At 50.0% G+C, this 11792-nt stretch carries 17 protein-coding genes, 1 tRNA gene and 1 pseudogene; 3 read left to right on the top strand and 16 right to left on the bottom strand.

Going from position 1 to position 11792, the window contains the following annotated elements; all coding sequences use genetic code 11:
- Nucleotides 1-2: 2 nt before the first annotated feature.
- Genes A918_RS0107320 through A918_RS19765 form a run of 9 tightly spaced genes read right to left on the bottom strand, consistent with a single transcriptional unit; the run spans nt 3 to nt 6675 of the window.
- Entirely contained in the window at nt 3-203 is a 201-nt protein-coding gene (locus tag A918_RS0107320) for a hypothetical protein (RefSeq protein WP_022710430.1), read from the bottom strand.
- Between the two features lie 45 nt (nt 204-248).
- Nucleotides 249-1268: a major capsid protein gene (locus tag A918_RS0107315; protein ID WP_022710429.1), complete on the bottom strand. Its 1020-nt coding sequence runs from the start codon at nt 1266-1268 to the stop codon at nt 249-251.
- Nucleotides 1269-1300: 32 nt separating this feature from the next.
- A complete protein-coding gene (locus A918_RS0107310; protein ID WP_022710428.1) occupies nt 1301-2155 on the bottom strand; it encodes a scaffold protein in 855 nt (284 codons plus the stop codon).
- 15 nt (nt 2156-2170) lie between these two features.
- Nucleotides 2171-2479 carry a hypothetical protein gene (locus A918_RS19775; protein ID WP_022710427.1) on the bottom strand — a complete coding sequence of 103 codons (309 nt, stop codon included), beginning with the start codon at nt 2477-2479 and terminating at the stop codon, nt 2171-2173.
- Nucleotides 2476-4191, bottom strand: a complete 1716-nt coding sequence (locus tag A918_RS0107300) for a portal protein (protein WP_022710426.1) — start codon at nt 4189-4191, stop codon at nt 2476-2478. The genes A918_RS19775 and A918_RS0107300 overlap by 4 nt, the downstream gene beginning before the upstream one ends.
- 1 nt (nt 4192) lies before the next feature.
- Entirely contained in the window at nt 4193-4396 is a 204-nt protein-coding gene (locus tag A918_RS0107295) for a hypothetical protein (RefSeq protein ID WP_022710425.1), read from the bottom strand.
- Complete coding sequence (locus tag A918_RS0107290) at nt 4386-4886, bottom strand: hypothetical protein (RefSeq protein WP_022710424.1); 501 nt, start codon at nt 4884-4886, stop codon at nt 4386-4388. The genes A918_RS0107295 and A918_RS0107290 overlap by 11 nt, the downstream gene beginning before the upstream one ends.
- The gene (locus A918_RS19770) at nt 4883-6235 is read right to left on the bottom strand and encodes a phage terminase large subunit (protein ID WP_022710423.1); all 1353 of its coding nucleotides are present in this window, start codon (nt 6233-6235) and stop codon (nt 4883-4885) included. The genes A918_RS0107290 and A918_RS19770 overlap by 4 nt, the downstream gene beginning before the upstream one ends.
- Nucleotides 6232-6675: a hypothetical protein gene (locus A918_RS19765; protein ID WP_022710422.1), complete on the bottom strand. Its 444-nt coding sequence runs from the start codon at nt 6673-6675 to the stop codon at nt 6232-6234. Before A918_RS19765 ends, A918_RS19770 begins: the two co-directional genes overlap by 4 nt.
- A 247-nt stretch (nt 6676-6922) precedes the next feature.
- Here A918_RS19765 and A918_RS0107275 point away from each other — a divergent pair, with 247 nt between their 5' ends.
- Both A918_RS0107275 and A918_RS0107265 read left to right on the top strand, forming a co-directional pair.
- Nucleotides 6923-7681 (top strand): SDR family oxidoreductase, encoded by a 759-nt coding sequence (locus A918_RS0107275; protein ID WP_022710421.1) that lies wholly within the window; start codon nt 6923-6925, stop codon nt 7679-7681.
- Between the two features lie 374 nt (nt 7682-8055).
- A complete protein-coding gene (locus A918_RS0107265) occupies nt 8056-8280 on the top strand; it encodes a hypothetical protein (protein ID WP_028233507.1) in 225 nt (74 codons plus the stop codon).
- A gap of 118 nt (nt 8281-8398) precedes the next feature.
- On the opposite strand, the gene A918_RS0107260 is transcribed toward A918_RS0107265, so the two are convergent.
- From A918_RS0107260 to A918_RS19760, 3 genes are all read right to left on the bottom strand, one after another.
- Nucleotides 8399-8737, bottom strand: coding sequence for a hypothetical protein (locus tag A918_RS0107260; RefSeq protein WP_156831400.1), 339 nt, complete (start codon nt 8735-8737; stop codon nt 8399-8401).
- A gap of 308 nt (nt 8738-9045) precedes the next feature.
- Nucleotides 9046-9119: transfer RNA gene (locus tag A918_RS0107255), tRNA-Gln, on the bottom strand.
- A 389-nt stretch (nt 9120-9508) separates the two neighbouring features.
- Nucleotides 9509-10048, bottom strand: a complete 540-nt coding sequence (locus A918_RS19760) for a hypothetical protein (protein WP_022710417.1) — start codon at nt 10046-10048, stop codon at nt 9509-9511.
- Between the two features lie 90 nt (nt 10049-10138).
- Here A918_RS19760 and A918_RS0107245 point away from each other — a divergent pair, with 90 nt between their 5' ends.
- Nucleotides 10139-10357, top strand: coding sequence for a hypothetical protein (locus tag A918_RS0107245; RefSeq protein WP_156831399.1), 219 nt, complete (start codon nt 10139-10141; stop codon nt 10355-10357).
- A gap of 18 nt (nt 10358-10375) precedes the next feature.
- On the opposite strand, the gene A918_RS0107240 is transcribed toward A918_RS0107245, so the two are convergent.
- The 4 genes and pseudogenes from A918_RS0107240 to A918_RS22000 form a co-directional block, all read right to left on the bottom strand.
- The gene (locus A918_RS0107240; protein ID WP_022710415.1) at nt 10376-10639 is read right to left on the bottom strand and encodes a DUF2312 domain-containing protein; all 264 of its coding nucleotides are present in this window, start codon (nt 10637-10639) and stop codon (nt 10376-10378) included.
- Nucleotides 10640-10649: 10 nt separating this feature from the next.
- The gene (locus A918_RS0107235; protein WP_022710414.1) at nt 10650-11135 is read right to left on the bottom strand and encodes a helix-turn-helix domain-containing protein; all 486 of its coding nucleotides are present in this window, start codon (nt 11133-11135) and stop codon (nt 10650-10652) included.
- The gene (locus A918_RS21755) at nt 11132-11284 is read right to left on the bottom strand and encodes a hypothetical protein (protein ID WP_022710413.1); all 153 of its coding nucleotides are present in this window, start codon (nt 11282-11284) and stop codon (nt 11132-11134) included. The genes A918_RS0107235 and A918_RS21755 overlap by 4 nt, the downstream gene beginning before the upstream one ends.
- A pseudogene (locus A918_RS22000) lies at nt 11281-11792 on the bottom strand (hypothetical protein); the annotation flags it as partial. The pseudogene A918_RS22000 and the gene A918_RS21755, both read right to left, overlap by 4 nt.

The raw sequence follows: 11792 nt of genomic DNA, 5'->3' as shown, positions 1-11792 counted from the left end.
CTCTATTCCGTCACAGGTGAACGGACAGGTTTCTGCATGCGCTTACCATCTGGCCTGCGTCTGTTCAGAACATCGAGAGTGGCTTTTCCCGCTGCATTAGCCGCCTCGATATTCGTTTCACGAATAGAACGGTCGATCTCGCGCTGCTCCAAATTTAATTCGTGCAGTGTCTTTTCACGATGAGGCTCGATATCTTTACTCATGGAAATCTCCAAAAAGAAAAGGAGGGCGATTGCCCTCCAGTTCGATTAGCCGTTGGTGACGAGGAAACTGATCGGAATCTGCTTCCGCTCTGGATAAACGCGATCCCAATTCGCAGCTGTTGCCATTTCTGCGGTTGTCGGGAACTCTCCCGCCACACTGGCATCCGTCCACTTGATGCCGTAAGGGTGCAGTACAAACTGACGGCGCGTATAGAGAATATCACCGCCAACGCCGTTGCCCTGTTCAGGCTTGCGGTCAATTTCGATATTCGGACTTGTGCTCATCGCCTGTTCGTTGAAGCAGATTGCTTCATTCCCCAACAGATATGTCACATAGCTGGTTGGGTTACCGGTACCGTTGCTGATGATCTTTGCGGTATCAGACACAACAACACGATAGCCTAGATATGTCGGGAAGCGAACTTCGCCACGCGCATCAGGGATAAAGTCGATGAGGTTCTGTTTCTGCAAACGGGTGTAAATTGCCGAGTGCATAATCAGCGTCGACAAATCTTCCGCCGCATCACCCATTGTCTGCTTTGTATCAAGGATAGCTTCAGCAGAAATCAGATTTGCGTCTGTGGGCGTGCCGGTTGTGATCCCGATATTGTTGACCATATCACCGGAATCGTTGGCCACATTGTCCAGATACACACCATGGAGCGAGGCAACCAACAGCGTATTCAGATTGCGGATCCACCAGTCTGAGACAAGATTACCAATTGCCTTCATTGGGTCATCACCGGCCAATACACCAGACAGACGCATAGATGACCACGACTTGGTGCGAACATGACGAGCTGCCACATCTTTACCGGCTTCGATTTTGCCCGGAACGCTGAGCTGTGTCGGATCATCAGAACCAATATCACTATCAACATCGGTCAGATCACGCCAAAAAGGCACGTTCGACGTCTTGCCCCCACCGATCAGGAATTTAGCCATATTGGCATCGTTCCGAAGAATACCGGACTGGAAGATTGCACCACGCTCTTTTGTGCGCTTGATCATGTATGGATAGAAAACTTCTGGGACGATAACGTCCGAAATGCGGGTAGTAGCCATTGCTATAACCTTTCCTGAATGGCTGCCGTCACTTACAGTCCGTAATCAGCAGGGTTGCCACCTGCCGCACGGATCAGTGATCTGGCTTTTGACGGATCGTCACGAACGAGCTGCCCCTGTTGTGTCAGGTTTTCATGCTCAGCTGAGAATGGATTGCTGATTGTGCCACCGGCATTGAGAACAGTTGTGTCCTCGCCGTACATTTCCTTGCCAACTTTGGAGAGCGCAAAGGCGATCTTCGGGCTGAGAACAGCTCCATCGGCCGACAAAGCTCCAAGGCGGGTAAGTTCATCCTTTAGACCTAGCTGGCCAATAGCTCGGCTCGTATATTCGAGGTTCTGCTTGTAGCCGTCAGTATCCGGATCGCCCCACTGCATAACGATTTCACGGTGGGTATCGCCTTCGGCTTTTGCCATGGCATCGCGTGCCGCAGTAAAGCCTCCGGCCTGCATCCCAACGAATTTGTCATGCAATGTCTGGGCTTGGGCAGGCGTTAAACCGGCCTCATGCGCCCATGTACGGAATTCAATCGCGCTCTTTTCGTCATAAGGGAAACCTTCCGGCACAGCTTCAGTATTGAGCTTAAGCTCATACTTATCCGGCGTTTCAGGTCGTCCCAACTTGCCGTAGAACGCATTCCAATCATCAGCCGAGGCATCCGCCTCTGGCACTTTCAAGGCCTTGCTTGCGTGGGTTTCCAGCTCACGATACGAACGGATCGCATCATCTGCCGTCTTCCACTGCTTCGCTTCGACTAAAGTGCGGTTATCTTCAAATTGAAGGCCAGCCACCCAGTCAACGCTGTTACCATTTGACCCTTGATCAGTAACAACGGTTGCGTTCGGAGCGGTTGTAGATGTTTCCACCTGCCCATTCTCGTCTGCCATAATGATTATCCTTGTTTAGAGGTGCTCGGCTTCTGCGCGAGCGGCTTCTTCCAAAGCTCTCAATTGTTCATCACTGAGAGACAGGAAATGAAAAAGCCGCCCGAAGGCGGCTCGCTGACCGGCGCTATAACCGGCTTGGTAAAGTGAGAGATCGGCATCAGGCGGCTCGACCATATAAAAACCGGTCTGCGCGGCCAGATCAGCCAACACAATTTCGGCTGCCTCAGTCTGTTTTCCGAACACTTCAAGATAAGCGGCATGAAGTTGCTGCTCTGTTTGTGCCGGAAGTATTTGGCGGGTTTTGGAAACGTTGCGCCACGTCATGCTGGCATCATCCCGTTAGCTTGTGCCATTGCCTGCATAGCTGGTGTTGCGTCCTTGGCAGCTGTCGCAGCTCCCTGCATCATGGCAAGAGCTGCTTGGCTTTCCTGCTGCTGTGCCATTGCTTGGCGCTGCTCAGCCACTTCCTCATCACGTTTGAACATCTTACGTGGTGCGCCGTTGATTTCACGGGTTAGTTCGAGTGTTTCGTCACCATCGATTTTCATGAGCGTTGAACGATCGTATTCCCCGACAACAGTTGCCATTTGCAAAACACGTTCGATGCCCTGCATTTCTGCCATGCGACGCATACGAGCCAGCGGGCCGGTGAATTTCACACCGACATTCTTGCCACCAACAGATGAAGGCGGTTCAAGCGGTGAGCCTTGTTCAAACGCGCCCTTGCGCTGAACGATATCAACTTCGCGATCAATCGCACCAGCAATGCCGGTTTCGATCTTTGCACCGGCAGGGCCGAGCAATTCACCCTTCTCATTCGCACGAAGCAATGCCTCGGTCGCTGTCATCTGAGGGTTATCAACCATTGTCTGGAAAAGGTTGATGTACATGCTCTCACGGACAGAAAGGCGCTTGGCTTCAATCAATCGCTCGGCAAATGTCGGGTTTTGCGCCTGAATAATTGGCTGTGCCAGCAAGCGCCCCTGCTCATCCATCATACCGGCATTAACTGCCCCAGCATTCAGATTGAGACGCTGATTATAAATACCCCGCATAGTTGCCATCGGCGGTTTAATCATCTGCTGCGAGACATGAGCAACAGTCTTGCCCATCACCTGCAGCATTTTGATTTCAGAGAGCGCAGCCATGACAGGAGACTGGCCATAAGGCGAACCGTCCGTCTGATCCCACCACATCACCTGATATGGGAATGTGAAGAAGCCACTCGACCGGATCAGATGACGGCTCTCAACCTCTAACCAGAATGAGGCATATGGCTGATGACGACGCTTGTCTTTATGCTCTCCTGCTTCCTCACGCGGCATAACACAATGAATGAACGTGAATGGCTGATCCGGTTTGTTAGTGAGAGCGGACTTCACCTTTTCCGGCAGACTATCGCCTTCTTGTGAGAAATAGCCCTCAGCAGCCCGCGCTGTCAGTTCAAAGACGCGGATACACTTATCAACATCATCGTAAGCATCAATGCCCAAATATGTTTCAACCACCGGTATGGAGCGGTAGAAAAACGGTACTTTGACCGGATCGATACCACGGCGGCCGATATTCTCCTCCAGATACAGAATACCTGTGCCAAGTCCGCATGCCCCGCGAATTGCCTTCTGATTTGCCAATGCGAAATTGCTCTTCGCATCATACCGCGCTGTGAAATGGTAATCCCGCAGCCGGTCAAGCCACTCTTCCTCTAGATCAGTCGGATCTGGTGAAAACGGATCATCAAGCGAGAACGCATGCCATTTCTGAGCACGCGGTGCAATCAGGCTTTCCATTCCAGCATTCAACCGGTCGAGAGACCATGCTGCGGTTGCATCGAATATTTCTTTGCTCCGCTGAGCTGCTTGCGGTTGTTGCGCTGTACCGGTCAGCGATGAAGCAATGTTCATCCCGTTCAATTCGTATTTATGGGAGGCATAAGGCATGCACAGAGTGACAACATCGCGCCATGTGGCTTCCCAATAATAGCGCTCAACAGCCATTTGCTGCTGCATACGCATGATGTCGTCAGCAATGCCCATATTACATACCGCCGATTGTTGTGCGCTTCAGATTCTTACCGTAATCCTGCGCACCGAGCGGCGTGGTAATAATTGTTGCTGCACGTCCCTGCTGTTGCTCTGCAGCGGCCATTTCATTGGCACGGCGAGACTTTGCAGCTTCTGCATCCGCATCAGGCACTGCCGGTGCATCCGGAATTTTCGGGGTATCAGGCTTAAAGCACATCTTGCCAATCCTCTTTCAACCATGCCCAAAGCTCGAAAGCCTCACCATTCACGCCATAGTTTGGCATGTCAGCTTCTTTTCGCGCTCTGATGCTGGATAACCATTTATGCGCGAGGTCATGATCAGCTAATGATCTGATCTCAACGCGCGTTACGCCCTCAGCGATTAAACGCTCAGGCCATTCATTTAAGCAAAATCGTGTGATTGCAGGCGTTGCCCGCTTGAACTTTTCTGTGCCGTAAGCCCACGCATATCGCAGATGCGGCTGGTATATGTAATTGCCAATGGATACACCAAAGGCAGCGACCGGCTGTCCATCAATCCAAGCAGTCCAGCACCAGTTAGGTGATGAGAGATAAGACGTTGCGCCTGCCTGCGTACCGCTTTCCAATATTGCAGTAGCGAATATCTCGCGTCTGTCTTGCTCACGCATGTTCGCCGCCACGAAACAAATGTCCCGCAGCGTTCCGGCTCTGATTTCAACTTTCACCAGTTATCCAGTATGTTTTCGTCAGGGGCTATAGTCTGCATTTGACCAAACGGAATGTTTTCCGGCCTTTCTTCGATCAGACCGGGGAATAGTTCTGTGAAGCCCCAGACAAGCGCGTCAACACGGTCAGGCGAGTAACCGGCGCTTAACCGATCAAAACCCGTTGTGAAGCTGCACATCTGATCTTCAAGCTCTGTGAACTCTCTCACATGGCGAACGCGTCGACGGGCATAGAGCGCACTGATCGGCTCCGCGCGAACAACCTTGCCACGGGATGCGTGAACCAGCTTAACCGGAATCCACCGGCCCTTTGCCTGTGCTTGGATGGTGCTTTCGACCATCTCGCCGCCTTGGTTCCTTTCAGCGACAATGCTGTCAGCCTTGTAGTAATTGTAGAGCGTAACTGCACGCTTCGCCCATTCCTCTGGCTTCATAACGCCACTGGAATCCTCAAGAACGTAGCCGTACCCTTCTTTGTCGATAGCGCAGACAATAATCCCTGTCTCGTCACTACCGGGGTTGGAGCTTGTCGCAGGATCTAAAGCGACAACAATCTTCACAAAGTCCGGCAGTTCGTCGTCGCCAAGAACATACATCCGCTCGATAACGCCGCGCGACCATAGAGCGTCTTCCGCATCGCCTGAGAATTCACCGAGAAAGAAGCGCTTGCGCTTGGCTTCTGGTAGATATTTCAGGCTTTCGAGATAGTCAGGCGGCAGATTGAGATGGTTATCCATCGGATTTGCCACATAGTGGCTATAGTCACTGCGATTGATTGGCCGCTTGCTTTCCGGGTCAACACCTTGGACGAACAGTTTGTAAGTCCAATGACTTTGCGTTGTCGGGTTCAAGTCCACGTAGTTGCGTAATAGCAGCGGACCCGGATGTCCGACATTTGCCTGCACGTTCTGTGCAAGGCGTGTCATCAGGGTAGTGTGAGCATCGTAACTAAGCTCTGATGCTTCGTTCTCATAGATCGTGGCGTATTCTTTACCTAGAACCTTATCGACACGCTCTTTGTCATCAAGACCAGCACACCAGACCTCGGACCCGTTGCCATAAACAAAAACGCCGTCTTGTTCGTACCACTTATATTTTGCGTCAGGATAAGCCAGCCGCATAACCTTCGGGAATGTATCGCGCCCGACTGACTGTTTTACCGCGACAGCGTGCTTACGAAATATGCCATGGCGCGAACCTCCCGCACGCAAAGCCCGTGTAGCAATCGCGTAGCACGTCAGGAATGTCTTGCCCGAACGCGACCCGCCATAAATCAGCGTGTGCTTTGTACCCTGCCGACCAAGGAGAGGAAGCAAAACCTGCTGCTTCTTCGTCAACTGGATCGTCATAGATCGGAAGCCTCCGGAGCGATCATAACCACATGCCCCGTATGTTCGACTTCCTGTTTATCGCCGTACTTCTTCGGAGCCAGTTTAGCGGCACGCCATTGAAGTGCTGCAAGTTTCACCCGCATTGCAGATGCATTCTCAACATTAACATCATCAATCAACTGAATAATTTTGTCATCCATCAGATCCGCTTGGATTTCTCTCGCACGCGCGCACCTTGTGGCAAAAGCCTCATCATCTTCCATCCAGCGAAGAATGGTCCGACGATTTGGCATATTGTCGGCCGCACATATCTGCACGAGGCTAAACCCATCCACCAAACCATTGATGATAGCTTCTTCCATCTCTGGTGTTCGCTTTGAAGGGCGACCAGTATTTACTGGCTGCCCTGCTCTTGCCTCAGCCTTGTCCACTATCTGTTTAACGCGATCCGGCGTCATTGGACGTCCTTTCACCGGCTTGAAAATGTCAATTACTTAGAAGCGAGCCCCACACTTTGTAAATTACAACATGAAGGGCAACTTGTGCTTATTTCTTGGATTATATGTCAGTTATAGGACCAAGGGTGTGAGGCTCACTATAAGCTTTTCCGCGACTTAAAATTGACTTTGAAAATAAGAAACGCATAGTTTCACTACCTGCTTTATAACTAAGTTTCCAAGGCGTACTAACTAGGAGAAATGCGTCATGGAACTAAAAAACAAGACTATAATCATCACTGGTGCCAGCAGTGGGATAGGTGCAGCAGCAGCACGACTGTTCTCTGCTGAAGGAGCCAATGTTATTCTCGGCGCCCGCAGATCTGCCGAACTTATAACAGTGGTTAACTCGATCAAAGGATCCAATGGCAGAGCTTTATTTCTGGCCGGTGATGTGAAAGATGTTGGTTATGCCGACGCACTTGTTAGCTTGGCACAGCAAGAATTCGGTGGATTGGACGGCGCATTCAACAATGCTGGTTCAATAGGAGAGATGATATCGATCCCCGAGATGAGTATGAATAATTGGTCCGAAGTGATCTCGGTCAATCTGACGAGTGCTTTTCTCGCAGCTAAGGCACAAATACCTGTACTGAAAACCCGCGGACAAGGATCTATTGTTTTCACATCATCATTTGTTGGTTTTAGCAACGGTGGAATGCCAGGCATGGCAGCTTACGCCGCATCCAAGGCAGGCATGATCGGCTTGATGAAGTCACTAGCATCCGAACACGCTATTGATGGCATACGTATTAATGCTTTATTGCCAGGCGGGACAATTACACCAAGTGGAGGTGAAGGGAACCAACCTGCTTTAGATTTTATTGCTGGGTTACATCCCATGAAACGAATGGCTACGCCCAAGGAAATTGCACAGACTGCATTATTCCTTCTATCTGATCGATCCAGCTTTATGACGGGATGTCCAATCCTTGCGGACGGTGGACTATCGGTGCGATTAACCTAACCATCTAAACTCTGTTTACTAACCCGCCGGAACATACACAGTTCTTCGCGGCAATGACGAAGATCGGTGCTTTTGCACCGACCTTCCTGCTCATCATTTAGTCGTCGGTGCGAGCTAATGCCTCCTACTTTGGCGTAAGCGTCATCACTCACCCCTTGCAGCAGCTACAATCCATGCAATGCCACAGAGAGCCATCCACGTGAGAATGACCATCCCGCTAAAGTGCCAGAATGATTGAAAGGTGAATTCGAGGAAGGGCATAGTTCATCCTTATGCAGGTCAGCCGAAAAGGTTAAGACAGCATTGGCAAAAATGAATCGCAAATATTCGTAGAGGTGGTAACTTTAGTTTTTACTTACATGCGGGAGGATAAAATGCCATTTCGATCTAAGGATTATATCGGGTCTTACACGCCCGAACAGTTGGATATGCTTCAAAACATGTACAACGAAGTTTGCGCTATTTTAGGCGAATGCCCCACCACAGGAGAAAAACGCGAAATAATTGCAAAGGCGGTGATACGTTTAACTGAGCAAGGCGAGAAAGACCCAATCCAGATCGCACATACCATAAAGTTGCTTGCGCCAATTATGTACTAATTCTCACTCCGCAGTGTTTGTCTTTAGTATCACATCTATCCTCTCTCCTGAGGAGATAGAAATGAGCACCCGCGCCGAACCGTGAGGAACGGCGGGGTGAAACCGGCAAATTAAAATCTCAACGCCCTGCAGCAATGTGCGGGTCGATATGCTTGTAGGTATCAACGGCAAGCCGGAAGGCCGAGTTGGGCTGGTTCTGAATATTGTACTCAACAGCATGGGAGTTGGTACTTCGATCAGGCAGCGATGTGATGCCGACAGTGATAACGTCTGCCTTAAAGACATCCGGCACGTCATAGTCAGAAATGGTGAGTTTTACTGCATACACTGCTGGGCTGACATCAAGTGCAGCAGCCGGCGTACTCAGGCAGAAGGCGGCAGCAAGCATAGCAATGCAACCGAAGAACATACTTCGTAAAAGTTTCATGCGTTTTCCTTTCAATTTGATATCAAACAATAAAAAACCCCGCACTAAGCGGTGCACCAAGAATTGCATACATATTTACTTAAGAATTTTATATTAGTAATATATAAATTCACGGGGAATTTTTATTACTTTGGAAGGTTGATTATGCATCATTCAAATAATGAAAATCACGCAATTCCGCCTCCTTTAGAAGAGGAGTGTCGAACCTCATTAGAGCGCAAAAGCTCAATCACTACAAATTTAATTTATATAACCACTATATTGATTATATTTAATGCTGTTTATTCAATATCTTGTTTAATTGAGTAGCAACTTCAGCTGCTTTCCAATGCAACATCTGGTTCCGCCTCATGGGATCGAACCACGACCGGCGCATTCAAACTGCGCTGCCCTACCTTTAGGCGAAGGCGGATTAGCTAAACCATCTAACAGTAGTTGCTTATCTTAAGATCGTCACCTAATCTTACAGTCAGTAACATGGGGGTGATCTATGAGGGACAAGATTCACAAACTTATTGTTGATGCGGTGGTGGTCGATCGTACACTGGAGGAACCATTCTCAGCACATGATGTACGCAGGATATGCCCAGGATGGGGACTCCCACGATACTATTCTTATCTTGCTGAGAATTGTTCGGATAATCAGCCGCAAGAGCTGGCTCTGTACATGCGGCTTGGTAGGGGAAGGTATGCACTAAACAAAAAAGGCAGCCTTTAAGCTGCCTCTCAAATCGGCTCTCGCGTTAAACGCAAATCACCATAATACAAAATATAGTATATTCCGCGTACACGGGCAACAGCCTATTGTGTTTTGTATCCCCAATGCACAGCCAGCTCGTCCAGACCGTCTTTGATATAATCACCTATGGTCTTCCGGTCACGCTGGCTCTCTGCCATATCCTTTATCTCCATCCCCTGCCCGACGACCTTAATCATAAGGTCAAAGGCTTTGCGGCCAAGCACAGGCTTACATTCATTCAACCGTTGTACCGCATCAATCATGCTGTCCGGCAACGGGTCAATGCCCTTGCCGCCGTCCACCTGCTCGCGGCCATAATCTATGGCAATTGTACCTTTCGCGCCTGACCGCTCCCAATATTGCCGAAACCGGCCGGCAGCCGCCCATTGTGCATCATTGATATGGCCGCGTGAATAGAGTGTGCCAACCGCACTCTCCTTGATATTCACATAGGCTTTGATCTTCGGCGGGTTCCAGCTCTCGCCTGAATGATCTGGTGAGTAAAACGGGTTCGGGACACGATGCACCCGAATATCGGATTTGAGGGTTCCCACCTCGCCGCGAGAGATTGCTTTTCGCTGTTCTTTTGATGGTGCCGCCATATGTATTTCCCTGCGCTGAATATCTATTGTAACTCTATAAACTACTGCTAATATTGAAACTTGTTGCCACATCATCTGAGGGGTAAACGAGTGCGTATGCAGCGTTTTATGAAGTGGCATTTGTCAGGTGACGACTGGATCGTTATGGATTGCCTGACTGGTGAGGAGGCTTTTGTTGGTGGCGCCAAGTATGGTGCATTGATTGAGGTCGAGGCTGAAAGATATGCTGAAACTCTCAATTGGTTACATAGTTATGCACCTCTAAACTCAGCGCCGTGGGTTCAAGAAGAGCCGTACGAAAGAGAATGACTGCACACGTCTGCAGCGTTAAGCCATCCCCAGCGCGTCCATATAAAGCTGGATCATTGCTTCTTCCTCCTGACGCTCATGCGCTTCCTTCTTGCGAAGGCGGATAATTGCGCGAACAGCTGGCGCATCGAAGCCTGAACCTTTCAGCTCAGCGAAAACCTCTTTGATATCATCACTGATAGTTTTCTTTTCTTCTTCCAAGCGTTCAATGCGCTCGATGAAAGCGCGAAGCTGGCCAACTGAAACGCTCTGTGCTGTATCGTGGGTAATGTCGTCACTCATGGCTTAATCCTTATGCTGCTAATGCTGGGTTTGCGGTTTCAATGCCTTGTTTTTTAAGTGCGTACAGAATTGTCGTGTGATCGACATCAAAGTGCTTGGCGAGGAATGGCAGAGATGTTTCAGGCCAGCGCAGTTTGATTGCGCATATGGCAGCGTGACGTGCCTTTGAAATTCTGTGTTGTCGCGTTTTGGCGTTCATTTGCTCAACAGGAATTTCATACAGATACGCCACGATCTCACGGGCTTGCTTGACGCTATCAAAGCCCATTCCAATGGCCTGCTGTGCAGCTTCATAAACTTCCGGAATAGGCGCTGCATCAACGGCATCCTTAATCCTTGCTGGGGATTTTTTTGTTACCTTGGCCAGCTTTTCTTTTGCTTCAGCACGTCTGCGCTCTGCCCATACGCGGCGAACAAGTTTAGGGTTCATCCCGCGATAGATGCTCACGTCTTCAATACTGGAGCCACGGCATCCAAAGTCCACTTCTGTTTTCATTTTCCTGCCTGCCTCATGCGTTTGAAAGTATTGATCTGCGCGCTTCGCTCGAGGTGGATCAGTTGTTCAATTTCAGCCTCTGGCCTGCCCATAGCTGCCGCGATTTCCAACGTATCTTTCCCCATGCGGAACATATCGAGTGCCGTCATGCCGCCACTCCGATGATCTGCCAGCCCTTGCCGTCATTCGGCTTGAGCAAGTGCTCAGGAATGCGGCAACCATCCTGCCATGGCAGAGCTCCAAGCAGAGGGTTCCAGCGGCGATGCAGCCTTGCTTGCTCGAGGTAAAACTCGAGTTTGCGCTCCTGTTCAGCCTGCGGCAGCGCGAAAACATCAATCTTTGTCACGGTCGCAGGCTTCGCCAGCCCTTCACCGGCTTTGATCCGGGCGTTGTAGCTTTCACGAATAGCCTTGACGAAATACGCCCATTTGGACGCGGGGTGCTGCATTCTCGCCGCAACGGTGCGGATTGTCGGCAGGATATCGGTTTCCACATCAACGCCAGCACCAATCAACCCGATGATAGCGCCCAGATCGAGTGCACCATGCGGATGAATTTTATCTCCCGCCGCTTCTGTCAGCTTTTTCGTTAAATCCCTGAGGTCAAGATTTTGCTTTTGAGAAAGATCAGCAGCAGCATTTACGCCAAGGTCTTGCG

The organism is Pseudochrobactrum sp. AO18b (genome assembly GCF_000409565.1).
GTDB lineage: Bacteria > Pseudomonadota > Alphaproteobacteria > Rhizobiales > Rhizobiaceae > Pseudochrobactrum > Pseudochrobactrum saccharolyticum.
This window is presented reverse-complemented; position numbering and strand designations above follow the sequence as displayed.